Origin of the sequence: Pyxidicoccus sp. MSG2 (genome assembly GCF_026626705.1) — a bacterium.
Lineage (GTDB): Bacteria > Myxococcota > Myxococcia > Myxococcales > Myxococcaceae > Myxococcus.
The window spans coordinates 7,775,265-7,795,663 of sequence record NZ_JAPNKC010000001.1 but is presented as its reverse complement, the minus strand read 5'-3'; the positions used below and the strand labels follow the sequence as shown (position 1 = coordinate 7,795,663).

The 20,399-nt window shown below is 70.3% G+C and carries 12 protein-coding genes; 8 read left to right on the top strand and 4 right to left on the bottom strand.

Going from position 1 to position 20,399, the window contains the following annotated elements; translation table 11 throughout:
* The first annotated feature begins 123 nt into the window (after positions 1 to 123).
* Complete coding sequence (locus OV427_RS30625) at positions 124 to 474, top strand: hypothetical protein (protein ID WP_267859738.1); 351 nt, start codon at positions 124 to 126, stop codon at positions 472 to 474.
* Between the two features lie 80 nt (positions 475 to 554).
* Here the strand turns inward: OV427_RS30625 and OV427_RS30620 are convergent, their stop codons facing one another.
* Positions 555 to 4,112, bottom strand: a complete 3,558-nt coding sequence (locus OV427_RS30620) for an endopeptidase (RefSeq protein WP_267859737.1) — start codon at positions 4,110 to 4,112, stop codon at positions 555 to 557.
* A gap of 332 nt (positions 4,113 to 4,444) precedes the next feature.
* Between OV427_RS30620 and OV427_RS30615 the strand changes: the two genes are divergently transcribed.
* Genes OV427_RS30615 through OV427_RS30585 form a run of 7 tightly spaced genes read left to right on the top strand, consistent with a single transcriptional unit; the run spans position 4,445 to position 14,002 of the window.
* Complete coding sequence (locus tag OV427_RS30615) at positions 4,445 to 4,630, top strand: hypothetical protein (protein WP_267859736.1); 186 nt, start codon at positions 4,445 to 4,447, stop codon at positions 4,628 to 4,630.
* 36 nt (positions 4,631 to 4,666) lie between these two features.
* On the top strand, positions 4,667 to 5,422 hold the full coding sequence (locus tag OV427_RS30610) for a hypothetical protein (protein ID WP_267859735.1): 756 nt from the start codon (positions 4,667 to 4,669) through the stop codon (positions 5,420 to 5,422).
* Positions 5,423 to 5,448: 26 nt separating this feature from the next.
* Positions 5,449 to 6,690: an enterochelin esterase gene (gene fes, locus OV427_RS30605; RefSeq protein ID WP_267859734.1), complete on the top strand. Its 1,242-nt coding sequence runs from the start codon at positions 5,449 to 5,451 to the stop codon at positions 6,688 to 6,690.
* 1 nt (position 6,691) lies between these two features.
* On the top strand, positions 6,692 to 7,882 hold the full coding sequence (locus OV427_RS30600; RefSeq protein ID WP_267859733.1) for an HlyD family secretion protein: 1,191 nt from the start codon (positions 6,692 to 6,694) through the stop codon (positions 7,880 to 7,882).
* The gene (locus tag OV427_RS30595) at positions 7,879 to 10,617 is read left to right on the top strand and encodes an ATP-binding cassette domain-containing protein (protein WP_267859732.1); all 2,739 of its coding nucleotides are present in this window, start codon (positions 7,879 to 7,881) and stop codon (positions 10,615 to 10,617) included. The genes OV427_RS30600 and OV427_RS30595 overlap by 4 nt, the downstream gene beginning before the upstream one ends.
* The gene (locus OV427_RS30590) at positions 10,614 to 12,749 is read left to right on the top strand and encodes an ABC transporter ATP-binding protein (RefSeq protein ID WP_267859731.1); all 2,136 of its coding nucleotides are present in this window, start codon (positions 10,614 to 10,616) and stop codon (positions 12,747 to 12,749) included. The genes OV427_RS30595 and OV427_RS30590 overlap by 4 nt, the downstream gene beginning before the upstream one ends.
* 11 nt (positions 12,750 to 12,760) lie before the next feature.
* Positions 12,761 to 14,002, top strand: coding sequence for a cupin domain-containing protein (locus OV427_RS30585; RefSeq protein ID WP_267859730.1), 1,242 nt, complete (start codon positions 12,761 to 12,763; stop codon positions 14,000 to 14,002).
* On the opposite strand, the gene OV427_RS30580 is transcribed toward OV427_RS30585, so the two are convergent.
* Genes OV427_RS30580 through OV427_RS30570 form a run of 3 tightly spaced genes read right to left on the bottom strand, consistent with a single transcriptional unit; the run spans position 13,968 to position 20,211 of the window.
* Positions 13,968 to 18,809, bottom strand: a complete 4,842-nt coding sequence (locus OV427_RS30580; protein ID WP_267859729.1) for an OTU domain-containing protein — start codon at positions 18,807 to 18,809, stop codon at positions 13,968 to 13,970. The genes OV427_RS30585 and OV427_RS30580 overlap by 35 nt on opposite strands.
* 9 nt (positions 18,810 to 18,818) lie before the next feature.
* Positions 18,819 to 19,787: a peptidoglycan-binding protein gene (locus OV427_RS30575; RefSeq protein WP_267859728.1), complete on the bottom strand. Its 969-nt coding sequence runs from the start codon at positions 19,785 to 19,787 to the stop codon at positions 18,819 to 18,821.
* 4 nt (positions 19,788 to 19,791) lie between these two features.
* Positions 19,792 to 20,211, bottom strand: a complete 420-nt coding sequence (locus OV427_RS30570) for a hypothetical protein (RefSeq protein WP_267859727.1) — start codon at positions 20,209 to 20,211, stop codon at positions 19,792 to 19,794.
* Positions 20,212 to 20,399: the final 188 nt, after the last annotated feature.

Sequence of the window (20,399 nt, the reverse complement as noted above, 5' to 3'; positions counted from 1 at the left end):
CCAGGCAATGTCTGCATGCCCGGCTTCCCCCTTCCCAGTGGCGCCGTGTCGTCCACCCGCTGGCATGTGCCGTGCTCTCCGCCGACGCCAGCAAGTGAATCATCACCTGCCCTGGAGGCCACGATGAAGCGAGTTATGATTGCGATGTGCGCTGCCACCACGCTGCTGGTCGGGTGCGGCGTGGGCAACGAGGACGCAGAGGTCGCCACCGCCGAGGTGGACACCGTCACCCAGCCCATCCTGCTGGGGACCACGATCGACCAGTGCAGCTCGGTGCTGAAGGTGCTCAACAGCAGCGGCTCGTACGTCACCATTCCTCGCGGAACGACGACGCGCGTGAACGTGTCCGACAATCGCTTCCGCTGGCTGTGTGGAAGCTCGACGGAATACACGACGTGCGACGTCGGGACGACGTACGTCGACGTGTATCACTCGACGACGTCGCGGCAGATCACCTGGTACTGCAAGGCCTGAGGGAAGTCCCCCGAAGGACGGCATCGTCCTTCAGGGGACCTCCTCATGCTCGAGCTCGCCGGAGGCGGGCGGCGACGGACCTATCGGGCCGCGCGCGCCCGTCCCCGCGTGGGCGACTTCGACGGCTGCCCCGATGCGACGGCGGCCGCCACACCGAAGACGACGTCATCGTTTTCGTCGTAGAGGCCGAAGGTGCAGCTCGTCAGCGGGCTGCTGGCCTCCACGAACTGGGCCCGGATGGCGTGCTGCCCGACGCCGCTGCCCACGGTGAATGTGTGGCTGAACGTCTTCGCCCCACTCCCGGTGCACGCCAGTCCCGTGGCGAGCGAGCTCCACAGCGGGAGGGCCGGGTTCGTCGTGTAGTAGAGGTTGAGCCGGTCCGTCGCGTCGTAGCACCACACCGTCACGTCCACCTTCACCTGCTTGCCCGGGGTGATGGGGCCGCCGTCCACGCTCTTCAGCACGACGCGGTCGATGCTCTCGTCGAAGTGGTAGAAGCCGAAGGGCCCATCCGGGCAGCCGTCGAGCGCGTTGGGCTGGTTGGGCTCGGCGGTGGGGAACTGGCTTCCGCGGCTCGTCACCAGCGTGCCCGTGTCACACCCGCACCCGTTGCCGCAGGCCGGCGTCCCGCGCGAGGCGTCATAGGCCGCGAGCGACGCCTGGCACGTCCCGCCTCCTGTCTGGGTGGTGAAGCGGAAAGCCCCGCTGTAGTTGCCCGCGCCGCAGCCACTCACCGCGCGCGCCCTCCAGAAATACTGCGTGTTGGCGGAGAGCGCGGGAGACACCGTCCACGTGCTGGCACCGAGCCCCGTGGCCGAGCGCGCCACGCTGGTGAAGGCGCTGTCGGTGGCCACCTGCACCTCGTAGGAGGTGGCGCCCGACACGTCGCCCCAGTCGAGCACCGGGGAGAGCGCGACACCCGTCGCCGCGTCCCCGGGGCTCGCCAGCGCGGGCGCCGCGGGCGGCTGGCACGTCGTCTCCGTGGTGTTGAAGCTGAAGGCGGAGCTGTAGGTGCCGTTGGCGCAGTTGTTCACCGCGCGGACGCGCCAGTAGTACCGGGTGCCATTGGCGAGCGCGGGAGACACGGTCCACGTACTGGCCTCCAGCGCCGTGGCCGAGCGCACCACGGTGGTGAAGGTGCCGTCCGTGGCCACCTGCACCTCGTAGGAGGTGGCCCCCGCCACGTCGGCCCAGTCGAGCACCGGCGACAGCGCCACGTCCATCGCCGTGTCCGCGGGCAGCGAGAGCGTGGCCACACCCGGCGGCGTGCAGGGGCCGCCCGGCGTCGCGCAGACACAGGCGGCGGCGCGGCCGAAGCAGGCGCTCGAGCTGGCGGGCACCACCGAGTAGCAGTACCGCCTGTCGTTGGCGACCTCGCCGTCGGTGTAGCTGGTGCCGGTGACGGTGGCCACCTTCGCCTTGCCGAAGTCGCAGCCGGCGTAGCCCTCCGTCTTCATCACCCAGTACTCGCTGGCGTTGGGCACCGCGTTCCAGCTCAGCGCCACCTGGCCGTCGCTGCCGGTGGCCGTGGCGGTGGGCGCCGTGGCCGGGCCGCTCGCGCAGCCGGAGTTGGCGGGCGCGGGCGTGGAGCAGGCGATGCCGTGGCGGTTGAAGGCGGCGTGGATGGCCGTCATGTGCGGCGTGCCGTCGTTCAGGTTGCCGTTGTCGTCATCCGCGGCCAGCCACTGCATGTAGCCGTGGCTCGCGCCGCAGCCGTCGGACGTGCCCGCGGTGCAGTTGCAGGCGTGCCACGCGCCGATGTTGCCGCTGCCCTGGTAGAAGAGCTTGTTGCCGAGGATGAAGGCGGTGTTGGAGTCGTAGTTGAACGGCGCGGCCTGCAGGTCCCTCGCAACCAGGTCCCATGCGGCCTGGCGGGCGGGCGCGGCGGCGCAGTGCACCTGCCGGCCACAGGGCCCCGTGCTGGAGCTGCACTTGGGGCACACGAAGTTCTGCGGCGTGGCCGGCGTCTGGTTGGCGTGCGCCAGGTAGTCCGCGTCACGCACGCCCGAGCACTTGCTGTTGCACCAGGCCGCGCCCGTCTGGGCCTCGTTCTGGTTGTAGCCGGTGCCGTCCGGCGTCTTGCCGCAGCCGCGGTCGCTGGTGTGGAAGAAGCCGTAGCCCACGCAGGAGGCCTGCAGCCGGTAGATGGACGCGATGTCCGCGTAGCCCTCGCTGGAGTTGCTGAGCGCGCCACCGGAGTCGAAGTCGTCCATGCCGTGGCCCCACTCATGGTCGAACACGGCGGCAATCTCGCCCGTGTTCCGGCACCCACCGCCGCTCCGGTAGAAGTTGATGGTGGAGCCGTTCCAGAAGGCATTGCAGGTGCTGTTGATGTTGACGTTGGCGGTGACCTGTCCCTTCAGCCAGGTGTTGCTGGGAAGCCAGCCGCGCGCCAGCTCGGCAATCCGGTTCACCTCGTAGAAGGCGGAGCGTGAGGCCGGCGTGTTGCCCGCCCCGCCGCCGCCGGTGGTGCAGTCGTGCTGACCGTTGGTGCCGCCCATCTGCACGTTGCCGCTGGTGGAGCTGGAGCTGACGGCGCCGCAGGTGTCGCTGACGCGCACGTACTTGCCGGCCAGCGTGGTGGTGACGGTGCCGGAGCTGTAGGCGAAGACACCGGCGCCGTCCGTGAAGTTGTTGGGGGAGGCGAGCCCCGTGTTGGCCCACGGCATGGGCGTGTCGACCTGCATCGTCCCGCACGCCTCGTTCGCGGTGCAGATTTCCGTGCTGGTCAGCGGGTAGATGCCGCCCTTGATGGTGGCGTCCAGGTAGTGGTTGTCATCCTCGAGCGCCAGCACCTCGCCGGTGTCGGCGTCCACCGTCACCTTCCAGCGCTCCTGCTCCCCCGGATTCTGGAAGCCGTAGGTCCACACGAGCTGGTGGCGGTAGCCCTCGCCAAAGCCCTTCGCATCGGCCTGGGCCAGCGGGGCGAGCTCCAGGGCGGGCTGCATCCAGAGCTGCCCGGGAGACTCCAGGAGCCCGAAGCGCTCGCCACCGGCCGTGAGCGCCTGCTGCGCGTCCAGCGTGGGCCGCGTGGGCGCGGTGACGTTGCTCCACGCCTCGGTGCCCAGCAGCACGAGGTTGCCATGGTTGAGGGTGGCCACGAGGCGGCCATGGCGGACGGGGATGCCGTCCACCTGCTGGGGAATCAGCACCTGCCACAGCGAGTCCGTGACTTGCGTCACGCGGGGCTCGCCCAGTTGCAGCATGTCCACGCCGAGCGCGGCCTGGTTGTCGCTGATGAACTTGAAGAGCAGGTCCGCGACGACGGCCTCGTCCACCTGCCCCACGGAACGGCCCAGTTGCTGCTGCACGCCGCCGAGGCTGACCTTGTTGCCCACGCCCGTGCCGGGGATGAGCGGAATGGAGCCCTGGATGGCGGAGGGCATGCCCGTCAGCGGGTCCAGGTACACGTGGAAGTCACGGCCGTTGCGCGCGAAGAAGTCGTCCCACGCGCTCGGCCCCACGCCCTTCAGCTTCGAGCGGGCCTGCTCCAACGGCATGTTGGAGATGGGGAGGTACAGCTCGGGCTTGAAGAAGGCCTGGCTCGCCAGCGTGCTCTGCTGGGCGGGCTGGAGGGCCCACCCCACTGCGCTGAGACACAACACGAGACAGGCGACCCACTTCGACGGATGGCGCATACGGTCCCCCCAGGAGTCCGGTGGCGATGGGTTGGCTTCGACGCCCCCACACCGGGAGCGCGGAACCCATCGAACCCCCCGTGCGCCCTCCGTGGGGCGTTGATTTCCGGATATGTTTTATTTCCAAGTATTTCGGCCTGGTCTGGCCTGTCTGCTTGTTCACTGGTGGATGGTTCTCCGGAAGCAGGGCGTGCGACCAGGTGCCGCGTCTGACGCGCGCACCGTGCGCATCACACGCCCCGCTTCGCCCGCTCCATCGAGTTGAGGGACGCGGAAGGCCAGTCCCGGCCACCGAGACCTCGACTCAAACCCGAACATGAGGAGTGCATCACATGCAGACCCAGAACGAGCAGATCTCCTTCGAGCTGAAGGAGACCCAGCTGAAGTCCATCGAGGAGTCGCGCCAGTCGTCCAGCGGCAAGCTGAACATCAAGACCGCGGTGCGCGCCGGCCTCGCCACGGGGTTCGACTGCATCTACTTCGCGCGCAACGCCCCGTTCGCGCCTGAGCACCTGTAACCCGGACCCGTGAAGAGCAGAAAGGGAGGATGCGCCATGAACGTCGTTGCTGAAATCACCCTCGAATCGCTCGGACAACACGGAGTCGGACCGCTCGAGCGTTATAGCGAATGCCTCAGGAGCACCTTCGAGGCGCATCCTCCCCCCTTCAGCGCCGACTGGTACGGCGACCAGTTCCGGGAGATGGCGCACGACCGCGAGTGGTTCGCGAACATCATCGTGGGCAATGCGTCCACGGAAGGCTGGGGCTCCGGGAAGCTCTGGTACCTGGCCGGAAAGACACCCGACGAAGCCATCTCCTCACTCATCCAGCAGCACGCCATGGATGAGGCGCGACACTCGCGCATGTATCAAAGCATGGTGGAGCGCATCTTCCCCGGCACGGTGACCGATGCGCTCCGGGCCGACTTCAAGACGCTCGCGCCCATCTACCGCTTCGGCGACAAGCCGGAGCGGCTGCCGCCGTACAGCGGCCAGGCCATCCTGGACAACCTGCTCCAGATGAACGTCGCGGAGATTCGCACCCTGGTGAACCAGTTGCTGGCCCGCCCGGTGCTCATGACGTACTGCCCGGAGGAGTCGCGGGAGCGCCTGACGCGCATGCTCGACCGGCTCATGTGGGACGAGTCGCGGCACGTGGGCTACACGGCGCAACTCATCGACCGGGCCCTGGCGTCGGAGGACGCCGACTTCATCCTCGACATCGCTCCCACCCGCATCGTCCAGCTCAACGAGCTGACGTTGGAGGAGGTCGGCCGCGCGAAGGGCAATCCGCAGACCGCGTTCGCCTGAGTTTTGTCGTGAGGGGGGAAGACATCGTGAGCCAGCTTGTCATCAGTCCGCGCATCCAGGAGCTGCGCCGTCGTGTCGAGGCGGGGGACACCTCCGCCGTCGAGACCTTCTGGCACCAGCTCACCCGGGAAGGGACGCCGCTGCTCGAAGCGCTGGAGGGCGACCGGGAGCACCTGCTCCTCACCCTCGTCTGGAGGGCGGAGGCGCCGGTGCGCAACGTGGTGGTGGTGCCCGGCCTGGAGTGCATCTGGAACCCGGGGCCCAACCAGTTGGAGCGGATGCCCGGCACGGACCTGTGGCACCGCACCTGGCGCGTGCGGAGAGACCTGCGCACGACGTACTGCTTCTCCCCCGACGAGCCGCTCCGCGCGCTCCACGAGCTGGAGCCCGACGAGGAGGCCCGCTACCTCCAGGAGCGGATGAAGGTCTGGCGCTCCGACGCCCTCAACCCCCGCCACTTCTCCCCCAACCCCTCGCTGCCGCCCATGTCCGTCATCGAGCTGCCGGACGCGCCGGGCGGACACTGGGCCGCGCGCCGCCCGGACGTGCCGGAGGGCCGACTCGAGCAGGGCCTGTTCCGCGACGCCCGCTCCGGCCGTGAGCGCACCTTCTGGCTGTATCGCGCCCTGGGTGACTCGACGACGACGGAGCCCGCGCTGCTGGTGCTCTGCGACGGCGAGGGCCACCTCGAGCTCGGCGTCATGGACGTCCTCGACAACCTCGTCGCCGACGGGCGCATCCCCCCGCTGGTCTGTCTCCTGCTGCACCACCCCGACAGGGAAGTGGAGCTGACGTGCAACGACACCTTCGCGGAGGAGCTGGCCACGCAGTTGCTGCCGCGCGTGTGCGGTGAGCTGCGCATCCCCGCCCTGCCCGCCCGGACGGTGATTGGGGGCTGGAGCTACGGAGGGCTCGCGGCGGCGTTCGCAGGGCTGCGCCACCCGGAGGTCTTCGGCAACGTGCTGTCGCAGTCCGGCTCGTTCTGGTGGGCACCGGAAGACGCGGAGGAGCACGAGTGGCTCACCTCCCGGTTCGCCTCGGTGCCCCGCCGGGACGTCCGCTTCTATCTCAACGTCGGACTCCTGGAGCGCGGCCCCTCCCCGAAGAACAGCCCGAGCCAGCTCGTCGCCAACCGCCACCTTCGCGACGTGCTGCGGGCCCGGGGCTACGACGTCACCTATCGCGAGCTCAACGGTGGCCATGACTACATCGGCTGGCCGGGGGGCCTGGCCGACGGGTTGATGTCCCTGCTGGGACGGGAGGCCTGACATGTCGGCGGACTTCACCCACTCGCTGCGCGCCCTTCGTGAGGACGGCTTCCGGCGGCCAGGCCGTGCCCTCGTCTTCGTGGTGCTGCTGGTGTGCGGCTGGCTCGCGTGGTTCGTCTTCGCGCGCGTCACCGTGTACGAGGTCTCGGAGAATGCGCGGCTCGAGGTGGACAGCGCCGTGTTCCCGGTGGAGGCCCAGGTGGACGGGCGCGTCCTCACCAGCCGCCTGGACATCGGCCGGCAGGTCGAGAAGGGCGAGGTGCTCCTCGAGCTCGACTCGAATGCCCAGCGGCTGAAGCTCCAGGAGGAGCAGGCCCGCCTCGATACCCTGCTTCCGCAACTGGAGACGCTCCGGAGCGAGCTGGCGGCCCAGCAGAAGGCGCTCGGCGCGGAAGGGCTGGCGTCGAGCTCGGGGCTGAGCGAGGCCCGGGCCCGGCAGCGGGAGGCCCAGGCCGCGCTGTCCTACGCCGACGAGGAGCAGTCCCGGCTCGCGCCGCTCGCGAAGAGCCAGGCGATTGGCGAGCTGGAGTACCTCAAGGTGAAGGCGGATCGCGAGCAGCGGCGCGCCGCCCTGGACGCCGTCGAGCAGGAGGCCGACCGCCTCAAGTCGGAGCGCCTGAACCGGCAGAGCCAGGGCCTGGCACAGGTGGCACGGCTGGAGCGGGAGCAGGCCGCCATGGAGGGGCTCATCACCACGTCCAAGGCACGCATCGCCTCCCTCACCCACGACCTGGAGCAGTTCGTGGTGCGCGCCCCTTCGAGCGGACAGGTGGGCGAGGTGGCGCGGCTCCAGCCCGGCTCCGAGGTGCGGCGCGGGGACAAGCTGGCGGTGCTGGTCCCGCCCGGGAAGCTCCGCGTCGTCGCCGACTTCCCTCCCTCCGATGCGCTGGGCCGCATCCGCCCCGGGCAGACGGCCCGGCTGCGCCTCCAGGGCTTCCCCTGGGCGGAGTACGGCGCCCTCACCGCCACGGTGAGCAGGCTCGCGTCGGAAGCGCGGGACGGGAAGGTCCGCGTGGAGTGCGAGCTGCGGCCCGACGGTTCCTCGAAGATTCCGCGCCAGCACGGCCTGCCCGGCACGCTGGAGGTCGCCGTGGATGACCTCTCGCCCGCGACGCTGATTCTCCGCGAGGCGGGACAGCGGCTGGGCGCTCCGTCGACTCCGCGTCCGGCCACGGTGGGAGGTGCCTCATGATTCGCCTTCGCCCCACGGACGGCCCCCGGCGCTTCGCCCCGGAGGTCATCCAGTCCTCGTGGATGGACTGCGGCCCCGCGGCCCTCAAGTGCCTGCTGGAGGGCTTCGACATCCCCGTCAGCTACGGCCGCCTGCGCGAGGCCTGCCAGACGGATGTGGATGGCACTTCCATCGACACGCTGGAGGAGGTCGCCCGGCGCTGCGGCCTCGACGCCGAGCAGCAACTCCTCCCGGTCGACCACCTGCTCGAGCCGGCCTCCGAGGCGCTGCCCGCCATCGTCGTCGTGCAGCTTCCGAGCGGGGCCACCCACTTCGTGGTGGTGTGGCGCCGTCACGGCAAGCTGGTGCAGGTCATGGACCCCAGCCGGGGTCGCCGCTGGGTGTCGCTCCGCGCGCTCATCGGAGAGGTGTACCTGCACACCACCGCGCTCCCGGCGCCCGCGTGGCGGGACTGGGCCGGCTCCGAGACGATGCTCGCGGTGCTCCGGGGCCAATTGCGCGCGCTGGGGCTGGGTGATGACGAGATTGACGGACACCTGCGCGAGGCTCTCGCGGACGCGGGGTGGCATTCGCTCGCGGCGCTGGATGCCACGCGGAAGATGGTCGGCTACCTCGTGCGCTCCGGCGGGCTGACGGCGGGACGCCCGGCGGCGCGGGCCGTGGACACGTTCTTCCACCAGGCGCTGCGGGAGTCTCCCTTCGAGCCCATCACCGTCTCCCGTCCCTACTGGCCGGTGATGCCCCTTCCGGGCGAGAGCGAGGCGGACACACGGCTCGTCTTCCGAGGCGCGGTGCTGGTGCACGCCTCCCGCCGTCGTCAGGCCGCACCCGCGGGAGCGCCGCAGGAGGGCCTGCCCGAGGAGCTCGCCGCCGCGCTGGCCGAGCCCCCGCCCCGTCCCGGACACGAGCTGCTGCGCATGCTGCGCACCGATGGCGTGCTCGCGCCGGCCGCGCTGCTCGCGGGCCTGGGACTGGCCGCCTTCGGCACCGTCGGAGAGGCGCTCCTCCTGCGGGGACTGATGGAGGTCGGCAGCCGGCTCAGCCTCCTCTCGCAGTGGCTCCAGGCCCTGCTCGCGCTCTGCGTCTTCCTGTCCATCTGCCTGGGGTTGGATTTGCTCAACGGCCTGTCCATGCGTCGGCTGGGCCGGCGGCTCGAGGTCCGCTTCCGGATGGCCTTCCTCGAGAAGCTCCCCCGGATGCATGACCGCTACTTCAGCAGCCGTCCCCACTCCGACATGGCCGAGCGCTGCCACAGCCTGCACCGGCTGCGCCTGCTGCCCGGGCTGGGTGGGCAGCTCGTCCTTGGCATCTTCGAGCTGCTGCTCACCACCGCGGGCCTCATCTGGCTGGACCCCGGCAGCGCGTTCCTGGCGCTGGGGCTGATGCTCACCGCACTGCTGACGCCGCTCGCGGTTCAGCCGGTGCTCGCCGAGCGCGAGCTGCGGGTGCGCAGCCACTCCGCCGCCATCTCCCGGTTCTATCTCGATGCGCTGCTCGGCCTGGTGTCGGTGCGGGCGCACGGCGCGGAGCGCTCGCTCCGGCGTGAGCATGAGGGCCATGTGGTGGAGTGGGCCCGCTCGTCGGCGGCGCTCCAGCGGGTGTCGGTGGTGGTGGAGGGACTGCTGTCGCTGGCCACCCTGGGGCTCGCGGTGGCGCTCGTCTTCGGGCACCTGTCGAGGACCGGGGCGCAGAGCAGCTCACTGCTGTTCCTCTACTGGACGCTCAACCTGCCGCTGCTGGGACAGGAGCTCGCGCAGCTCGCCCGGCAGTACCCGCTGCACCGGAACGTGACGCTGCGCCTGATGGAGCCGCTCGGGGCGCGCGACGAGATGGGCGACACCTCGGGCGACGCGGAAGCATCCGGGCCCACCGGGCCCGAGCACCCGGGCGTGGCCGTGGACTTCCAGGGCGTGAGCATCAAGGCGGGCGGGCACACGGTGCTCGAAGACGTGGCGCTGTCCATCGCCCCGGGCACCCACGTGGCGATTGTCGGCCCCTCGGGCGCCGGCAAGTCGAGCCTCGTGGGCCTGCTGGTCGGCTGGCATCGCGCCTCCACGGGGACGCTGCTCGTGGACGGCGCGCCGCTCGACGGCGCGCGGCTGGAGCGACTGCGGCGGGAGACCGCGTGGGTGGACCCGGCCGTCCAGCTCTGGAACCGCTCCTTCCTGGACAACCTCACGTATGGCTCGGCGTCGGAGCTGCCCGCGTCGCTGAGCCCCGTCATCGCGTCGGCCGACCTGCTCTCCGTGCTGGAGCGCCTGCCGGATGGACTCCAGACGTCGCTGGGTGAAGGGGGCGCGCGAGTCTCGGGTGGCGAGGGCCAGCGCGTGCGCTTCGGCCGGGCCCTGCTGCGGCCCGACGTCCGGCTGGCCATCCTCGACGAGCCCTTCCGGGGCCTGGACCGGGAGCGGCGCCACGAATTGCTGGAGCGGGCCCGCCGGCAGTGGGCCCGCGCGACGATGCTGTGCATCACCCACGACGTCGCGGAGACGCGCGGCTTCGACCGGGTGCTCGTGGTGGAAGGCGGACGCGTGGTGGAGCACGGCGAGCCGTCCGTGCTGGCCGCCATGCCGGGCTCGCGCTACCGCGCCCTGCTCGAAGCCGAGGCCCAGGCGAAGGCGGAGGTCTGGTCCAACGACGCGTGGACTCGCGCCCGGATGGTGGACGGCGTCCTGGTGACGGCGCCGCGCGAGCGACTGGAGCTGAAGACGTGGGTGGAGGAGGCCGTGGCATGACGCAATCCCTCTCAGAGCTCTGCTGGCCCGTGGCCCGACTGTGCGAGGCCCTCCAGCGACTCGCGCACCACAGCGGCATGCCGGGCCGCTCCATCTCGCGGATGCCCGTCCCCGACGCGTGTCTCCGGCGGGGTGAGCAGCCCCTCGGTCCCTGGATTGAGGCCGCCGCCACCTTCCTGGGCTTCGAGGCGGAGCCCGTCGGGACGCGCTACGCGGAGCTGCCCGCCCTGCTGCACCGCGCGGGGCCCGCGCTCATCCAGCTGCCCGGAGAGGCCGAGCCGCGCATCCTCGTCCTGCTCGGAGAGCGCCGCGGCCGGCTGCGTGTGCTGGGCCCGGACTCGAAGGTGGAGGTCATCGAATGGAGCGCTCTGCACGGCGCGCTCTGCGAGGACATCGAGGCGCCCGTGCGGCCCTCGGTGGAGGCGCTGCTCGAACAGGCGCAGGTGCCTTCCCGCCGCCGTCTCCAGGTCCGCACGCTCATCCTGGGCGAGCGGCTGGGCACGCTGTGGCTCGACGTGGGCTGGTTGCTGCGCCTTCCCCCGGGCCGGGCCTTCCGCACGCAGCTCCGGCAGGCGCGCATCCACCGACAGCTCGCGGTGCTCCTCGCGGCGCACACCACGCAGTACGCACTGGGCCTCCTGTCGTGGTGGCTCATCGGAAAGGGACTGCTCCAGGGACAGGTGGACCGGGGGTGGATGCTCGCGTGGGCGATGCTCCTGCTCACCCAGGTGCCGGTGCAGATGCTGGCCCACCAGGTGTCCGCGCGGCTGAGCGTCCGGGCCGGAGGACTGCTGAAGCAGCGGCTGCTCGCCGGGGCGCTGCGGATGGACGTGGAGCAGGTCCGCAGCCAGGGCGCGGGCCAGCTCCTGGGGCGCGTGCTGGAGGCCGATGCCTTCGAGGCGATGGCCCTGAATGGCGGGCTCGCGGGGCTCCTCGCGCTGCTGGAGTTGCTCTTCGCGGTGGCGGTGCTGGCTGCCGGCGTGGGGCCGGTGCCCGCGCTGCTGCTGTTCGGATGGACGGCGCTCACGCTGCTGGGCGGCTGGCGCTGCATCAAGGCCCGCCAGCGCTGGAACGACGCGCGCGTGGGGATGACCAATGACCTCATCGAGCGCATGGTCGGCCACCGGACGCGGCTGGCGCAGGAGTCCCGGGAGCGCTGGCACGACGGCGAGGACCACGCGCTCGAAAAGTACCAGCGTGTCTCGGAGCACCTGGACCGGCGCGAGGTGCTGCTCACCGGGCTGATGCCGCGCGGCTGGCTGCTGCTGGGGATGACGGGCCTTGCCCTGTCGCTCGCGCTGGGGGGCACGGCACCGGTGACGCTCGCCATCGGCGTGGGCGGCGTGTTGCTGGCCTGGCGCGCCTTCAACCGGCTGGTGATGGGCCTGTCCGCGCTCGCCGAGTCGGGCAGTGCCTGGAAGCAGATTTCCAGCCTCTTCCATGCCGCGAGCCGGACGGAGGACGCCGCCCTGCCGGTGCTGTCCACGGTCAGCGCGTCCGCCTCGGGGCCCCGGGGGAATGACGTGCTGCTGGAAGCGCAGCACCTCGTCTTCCGCTACCCGGAGCGGAGCACTCCGGTGCTGGACGGCTGCGATGTGCGGGTGCACCGGGGCGAGCACGTCCTGCTCGAAGGCCCCTCCGGCGGAGGCAAGTCCACGCTGGGCGCGCTGCTGGCCGGACTGCGCCAGCCCCAGTCGGGACTGCTGCTGCTGAATGGGTTGGACAGGCGCACGCTCGGCCCCGACCGCTGGCGGGACGGCGTCGTCGCGGCGCCGCAGTTCCACGAGAACCACGTGTTCTCCGGCACGCTCGCGTTCAACCTGCTGATGAGCCGGACCTGGCCGCCGAAGCCGGAGGACCTGGAGCTGGCAACGAACGTCTGCGAGGAGCTGGGGCTGGGGGACCTGCTCGCGCGGATGCCCGCCGGCATCATGCAGATTGTCGGAGAGACGGGCTGGCAGCTCTCCCACGGGGAGCGCAGCCGCCTCTTCATCGCCCGCGCGCTGATTCAACAGGCGGACCTGCTCGTACTGGACGAGAGCTTCGCCGCATTGGACCCGGAGACGCTGCGCCGCTGCTACCAGTGCGTCGCGGCCCGGGTCCCCAGCCTGATGGTCATCGCCCATCCCTGAGGAGCCACACCATGTCAGAAGTCGACCGTGCCATCGCGAAGCTGCTCGACCCACTCTCCCTGCCAGCGTTCCTGGAGGCGTACTGGGAGAAGGAACCCCTCCACGTCCAACGCCAGACGCCCGACCACTACGCCGGCCTGTTCGGGCTCGATGAAGTGGAGCAGTACCTCTTCACCGTCAAGCCGCGCGGCAATGAGCTGCGATTGGTGGCCATGGGGAAGCCGGACATCATCTTCCATGAGCAGGAGGAGGCCCCGCCGCGCACGGTGTTCCAGGCCTTTCGCGAGGGCTACACCCTCAACCTCAACGGCGTGCACCGGCGCTGGCCCGCGGTGCATGCGCTCGTGGATGCCGTGCAGCGCCAGCTCCGGTGCTACGCCAACGGCAACGCGTACATCACCGGCCCGGCGTCCCAGGGCTTCGGCACCCACCACGACGGGCACGACGTCTTCGTCCTGCAGACGTCCGGCCGGAAGCGGTGGCGCCTGTACGCGGCGCAGGAGGACTTCCCACTCGAAGGCCGGAAGATGGGCACCGAGGACTGGGGAGCACCGGTCCGCGAAGTCGAGCTGACGGCGGGGGACTTGCTGTACCTGCCCAGGGGCACCCCGCACTCGGCCGTCACCGATGACTGCTGCTCCGTCCACCTGTCGATTGGCGTCCGGCCGCTGCTCATGGACGCGGTGCTCGCGGAGCTGGTCAGGACAGTGGTGAGCAGGCATGCCCACTGGCGCCGCTCGGTCGCTTCCGTCCGGACTCGAGGCCTGCGACAGGTGCCCTGCATCCTCGAGCTCGCGGAGCAACTGTCGGACGAAATTCGCGGGCTGGGCCCGCTCGACCCGCTGCTGGAGACGCTGGAAGCGCAGCTCATGCAGGCGGACGAGGTGGTGGGCCCCGGGCCGGGAGGCTACCTGCGCTCCCTGGAGCACCTGGGTGCGCTCCGCCCGGACAGCGAGCTGGAGACCCGGCCGGGACACGCGAGCGTGCTGTCCCGCAACGGAGACGAGGTGAGCCTGGGCTTCAACGGAGGCGCGCTGGTGGCCCCCGCGTTCTGCGAGCCCGCGCTCCGGTACGTCCTCGAGCAGTCCCGGTTCCGGATTCGGGACCTGCCGGAGACACTGACCGAAGAGGCCCGGGTGACGCTGTGCCGGCGCCTCGTCCGCGAGGGGCTGCTGCGAGTCGCCGACGGGGCACCGGAAGACGACCGGCGGCGACCCGCTATTCCTCCTCGACGAACGTCTTCCGGCGCTTGAAAGGGTTCGGGGGTTCCTCCTGCGGAGGGGGCTGCTGCGGAGGGGGCTGCTGCTCCAGCGGGGGCTGCTGCGGAGGAGGAAGATGCACTGCCACCGGCGGTTGCGCGTCGGCGTCCGGCTCCGCTTTCGGGAGATTGCTGCTGACATCGCCCTCCCGCGCCGTCCGTTGGGACTTGGTCGGACGCCCATCCGCCTCCCGGGTCGACGGGTCATCGTCCCCGGCGTCGAGGTCCTCGATCACCAGGTCGGAATGCGATGAAGAGCTCGACACCGGCGGCGACGTCGGCACGGACGCCAGGAGGGGCGCGGGTGTCGCGCCGCACAGGTCCGCGAGCTGCTTCAGCCGCTTCTGCACGTAGGCGTGGGTGTTGGGAGCGGTGTTCTGGAGGTCGGCCTCCTGACCGAGCGCATGGCCTGCCTCGGGGTAGACGACGCGGCGGAACCGGCCCGACTTGACCGCCATCTCCAGCGCGTCGAAGTCGAGACCGAGCAACCGGGTGTTCTCCGCCAGCTTCGCATCCTGGATGGGGGGGAACCATGTCCTCCCGGTGCGGACGGGCCCAACGTTCGGAAGCTGCAACAGGCGGGACCTCCCCACCCACCCCCTCAGGGCGTCAGGGTTATCGAGGCCGCAGTTGACCTCATGGATGAACAGTGACTCCGGGTCGCTCTTGCAGCTCTGCTCGGTGAGTCCCGTGTCCAAGGGGCAGAAGAGCACCCTCCCCAGGTTGTCCTCGGCCCACTTCATCAGCCAGGCGGTGCACTCGCAGAGGTGGGCATAGGTATTCTTCGCCCGATCCGGGAGCTTCGCGACGCCCGTCCCCAGCGCCGGCATGTTCTTCGTGGTGTCCCAGGGGATGACGAGCGTCGTGTAGCGGCCCGTCCGCAGCCGATGGAGGCTCTCCCGGAAGTCCTCGTCCATCGCCTTCTTGTTCTTCGCCAGCTCGCCGTCGAGCATCGCGCCCTGGTCGCTCTCGTCCGCGCCGGGCTTCCAGCAGGTGCGGATGCCGACGGCGTTGGCGGCGGGACGGATGCAGGCCTGGGTGGAGGGCTGGAACATCCGGCTCCCCTTGTTCACCCCATTCTCTCCGAAGAGGAAGAGGCAGCCAGGAGCGCCATTGGCGTCGGCGAGCGACCAGGGCACGTTGGCGGGCCACCGGAAGACCCGGCCGGAGGGCCTGGGCGCACTCGTGGTGGGGGGGCTGGAGGTCGCTGGCTTCCCCGTCTCCGGCGCGGGCTGCTGAGGCGGAAGCGGCGGCGGAGCCCGGTCGCGACGCGCGCGCAGCCCTTCCCAGCCCTCGGGCACACCCACCCTGGCGTCGATGAGCGCCTCGCGCGCGGTCGGCACCGCCGCGACGAAGTGGTAGTTGCCGTAATTGACGAGCGTCAGCTCCGGACGCGCTCCGAGCGCGCGGTTCACGAAGTCCACCTCATCGTTGTAGTAGGCGCCGCCCCCGAGCTGCACGTAGACGCGGAAGCGGACGCCGAAGAGGTGCGAGGCGGCGCACAGGATGATGAGGTCGCCCCACTCCCCTCCCCGGCTCATGCCGAGGCAGAACTGCTGCCAGCGGTCCACCCCGGGGAGGCGCCGGTAGGCCAGCGCGTTCGGCCATTGCACGCGGTGCCAGTCGTGGAGCTGCCCCAGCCGTGTGGCGAACTCTCCCTGGGTGATGTCGCCCACGCGGCCGGCCGCGTCGAGGGAGCGCCCGGCGAGCAGGTCCTCCAGGTGGTTCACACAGGCCTGGCGCACCTCGTCGTGGCGGTTCTCGTCACCGAAGACGAGCTGCGCGAGGCTGCGGAAGAGGCAGTCGCCCCCACCCGCGTTGTCGCGAGCCCCGAGCGCGACGGAATGGAGGTGGACGGCGAGCGTCTTCTTGTCCTCCTTCTTTCGCGGCTCCTCCGGCTTGAGGGCCGGTCGCGACGACTGGCGGCTGTCGTCGTCGGCCCGCTTCTCGCGGGCCTCGACGATGGTGTCCCACTTCTGGAGGGCGCGCTGGAACCGCCGCTGCGCGGCATCCGTCGGGGCGGTCGCATCGTAGGTCTTGCTCCACCAGCCCGTCAGCTCCTCCAGCGCCTTCTCCCGCGCCGGGAGCGTCGCCGCGCTCTCGTACGCCGTGGCCCGCTCCTCCAGCTCGCTGGACGCGACGGGCTTCACGCTGAACAGCTCGATGGGCGCCTCGACGACCGCCTCCTCCGCGGCGGCCTCGTTGTCGATGAGCAGCAGCTCCGCGACGATGGGCAGGTGGTCGCTCAGCTCTCGCGCGACCAGCATCAGCTCCTCGAGCTTCTTCGCCTTCGCCGGCTTCTCCGCGTAGGCGCGCAGGTTCTTGAGGGTCTGCCCCGCCTCCTTCGCCAGGAGGAACGCGAACGGCTTCAGGGGCGCGGAGAGCTGCTCCCGGGGCCGGAAGAACTCGGCTTCCTCCTCGAGCGCCAGGGCATGCGGGAAGGGAATCGCCCAGGTCGACTTGAAGCCGAGCTTCCACCGGTCCGCCCTGCCGCAGATGGGGAGAACCTTGTCATAGGCGCTCGCGCTCATCCGGTGCTGGGGCGTGAAGTCCTTGTTGTGGCCCTGGATGAACTCGAGCAGACCGTGCGAGGTCTTGAAGTGGCCCGAGACAAAACTCGACTGCACCTTGTTGACGAGCTTCTTCACCAGCTCCGCGGAGGTGTCATCCTGCTCGAACAGGTCTGGAATCAGCCAGGGCCGGAACTTCGAGACGGCCAGGGTGGACTGAGTCCCCACCTGGGCCGGGAACACCGTGTAGGCATCCACCTTGCCGCTGATGCCCTGGAACAGCGCGCCGACCTCCAGCGTGCCATCACAGTGCTCGACCGACGTGCTGCCCGACACGGTGTTGACGTTGAGGTCGGAGAGGAGCACCCCCAGCCGCTTCGCCTTCCGCTCGGCCTCGCAATAGCGGACGAAGGCGGGGAAGTCCTTGGAGCGGGCGGTCGCATTCGACGCGCTCGGCGCTGGCGCGTGCCACGGAACGAGGACGATGGGCGAACCCGACGCGGCCTTCTTGAGCCGGAGGGGGAAGCGCAGCGGCTGGCGTTTCGAGAACTCGAACTCGCCGGCGAAGGCGGTGACGAACCCGACGTTGTCGAGGTCCGGCGCCACCGTCGCCTTCTTCCACAGGAGACCGTACGTCTCGCCCTGCGTGTAGAGGCTCTTGTCCGCGTCCTCCGGCAGCTTCGCCGGCCAGGAGTCATACGCGTCCGACGCGAGCACGTTGAGCGCGTCGCGGATGCGCAGGAACTCCCGCACGCCGTCGTGCTTCGTCGCCTTGCCGTCCCCCTTGCCGTGGCGCTTCTTCCAGCGCGCGAGCCGCCGCTCGTAGTCGGCGGTCATCGCCTTCACGTTGGCGTGCAGCAGCACAGTCCAGCAGGCAGACCACAACGTGTTCTCGTAGCTGGCCCTGGGCCCCTCGGCCCTGCTCCAGCTGGCGCGCATCTCGCCGGTGACCTCGGTACCGACGAGGCCCCGCAGGAACAGGACCCAGAGGCTCGCGCACCCGGTGCCCAGCATCTCCAGGATCTTCTTGCAGGCTTTGTCGCGGCTCTTGCCCGCCTCCTTGGAGACCCCGCCCAACCCATCGTCCTTCGCGTAGTTCGACGCGTAGCTCTCGAGCCAGTGCGTGTAGCCCTCCGCGGAGAGCAGCAGGATTCCATTGCCGAGCACCTCCGCTTGCTCGGTCAGCATGACGTGGTCCTGATTGCCCCCCTTGCGCTTCTCCTGCCGCCGCTTCTTCGTCGATTCGCCAATCGCGGCCGCGAGCCTGTCCACCTCAGCCGGGTCTGGAGCGCCCCCATCCGCGTCCACCCGCCTCGGGGCGAGCCCGGCGAGGAGGGGCTGGCAGACGGACCTCCACGCCCTGTCGAGCAACCCGTCGAGCGTCGCCCCCGAGTCACGGTCCTGGAAGGCCTTCGCCTGCCCGACGAGCGCGGTGACATCGGGCGCGGCTCCCGGCCAGATGGCACCCTGGACCTGCTCGGAGAAATACCGTCCGAGGAGCGTCTTCAGCTCCTCCACCGCCGGCCCTTCGTTGCCGAGCTTGAACGCCCTGAGCAGCTTTTCGAGCAGCGGGTTGCTCGCCCCTCGTGCGCCCCGTGGGCCCGGCTTCGACGGCGGCTTCGGCTCCTTCTCTCCGCTGCCGCTTCCGAGCAGCTCCAGGATGGAGACCACGTCTGCGTCCGCCTGGTGGATGATGCGCGCGGTCGCCTCAATCACCGAGTCGTCGCGCTCCTTCGGATAGCCGAACTTGCCGCCGAGGTTGGCGACGTTCCACAGCAGGCACCGGAAGGGGTATTCCCGAGGCGACGGCGCGGGCTTCGCCAGCGTCGTCACCGAGTTCAAGGCCACCGTCTGGACGGGCCGCCCTTGCGGCAGGGAGAGCTCGAAGAGGGGGAGGGGTGGCGGCACCACGGTCTCCACGCGCTGCTCGGCCTGACGGGTGGCCTCGGCCATGAACCAGTCGCTGACCGGGACTGACTCCGCCGCCTCCCTCTCGAGCTGCTCATAGTAGGCCTGGAGATCCGCGCGCTCCGCCTCCGTCCATTCGACTTCGTCGTCACCCCGCTGGGCCGCGGTGAGCTCCCCGAAGGCGGAAACGGGGGGGTCATCGTCATCCCACTCCGAGGGGTCGAACTCGTCGTCGCCTCGCTCCGCGGCGGTGAGCTGGTTGAAGGCGGAGACCGGAGCCACCTTCGGGTGGGAGTGGGTGGCGAAGCACAGCGCACAGAACAGCTCTTCGCATTCGCCGCAGACCTGGGCGACGACGCCGTCCTCGACGTGTGGGCAGCTCATGGCAGGTCCTCAGGAGCCGTGCAGTGCGCGCAGGGCGTTTCGGGTGGTGTCGTCGGCCTCGCCCGTCGTCTCGAGCCCGAGCGCGTACTGGAACCAGCGCAGCGCGGCGCGGGTCTTCTCCCCCAGCGCACCGCTCTCTCCGCCGCAGTTGAAGCCGAGGTTGTCGAGTCGCTCCCGCAGGCCGTCCGTCTCGTCGATGGGCTCGGGCAGGCTCAGCTTCAGGAGCACCCGCTCGGTCTGGTCACCGCTCGCCAGCACGAGCTCGCCCTCGGCCGCCTCGGGTGGAATGGACTCCACCACCCGTCCCTCGTCGTCCGAGTGCCCCTCGCGGTGCGGCAATTCCTGACCGTCGGAGAGCTTCAGCTTCAGCAGGTACGGCACGCGCAGGCGCGGGCCGTGGTACTCGTCCCGCAGGCGCAGCACGAATGAGAAGGGGATGTGGGCCCGGTGGACGATGTACCTCCGTCCGGTCTGCACCTCCGCCCGGCGCCGGCTGAGCGCCGGCACGCGCACGGTCTCCCCCTGGCGAAGAGGACGTTCGAGGTCCAGCGGCCGGCCATCCTCCCGGCGCAGCGCGGTGGGAGCCACCCCATAGCGGTAGGCCAGGACGCTGGCGTTCTCGCCACCCTTCGCCTTGTACACCACCCCGTCGACGTCCTTGTCCTCGGGCGGGGCGCCGAACGGCGCTGGCGGCGCGTCCTCCTTCTTCTTCTCCAGCACCTGCTCGCCCACCACGTGCCAGATGCCGCCGTCGACCTTCGGCAGGCGCAGGTCGAAGGGCTTCAGCAACAGCCCCTTGAAGACGCAGTGTCCCTTCTCGTCCGTCCGCGAGCGCAGGACCCGCTTCCCGTCCTTCTCCGCCAGCTCGAGGCTCACCCCTTCGAGCGCCTTCCCGTCGTCCCCCACCACGAGCACTTCCAGCCCCCCGCGCTCCAGGGGGCAGGGTGCCACCGCGCCGTCCGACGTATCCGCTGGCATCTCGTCACTCCGTCATTCCGTACCGCGCGAGGAACTCCGCTTCGCGGCGCTGGTTCTCTCCGGCCAGCGCGCGACGCCGGACCCACTCCGCGTGGGCACGTCGCACCCGCTCGAGCGGGTCGAACACGTCTTCGTCTTCCAGCAACTGGCGCAGCCAGGCCGTGTCGGGCCGCGCCTCGAAGTCCCAGCCGTGCGCGAGCGCGAGGGCCACATAGAGACGCGCCCCGGCCTCCATCGTGAGGCCGTGGCGTGAGCCTGCTTCGATGCACCGGGTGAGGGTGTCCGCCTCCAGCGTCTCCGCCGTCCCGGGCGTCGTCGGCCACTCGGCCGGTGCCGCGGGGACTTCCACGAGCAACTGGGGAACGAGCTGCTCGATGAGCACCGCCACTCGCGCACGCGTCACGGCGTCAGCCAACACGCGCATCTGTTCTCGGCGCACCCGCAGCATCGTCTCCGCTCCCCAATGCGAAAGGCTCCCGTCTGTGCCGCAACGGTCCCCAAGCCCGCGGGCATCATCGCAGACAGGTGGCAATGGTTACGAGTGGGGGAGGCGTTTCTCCGACGACCAGACCGCGCGCCTATCTCCGTATGGAATTTCGTGCGCGGCGCGCC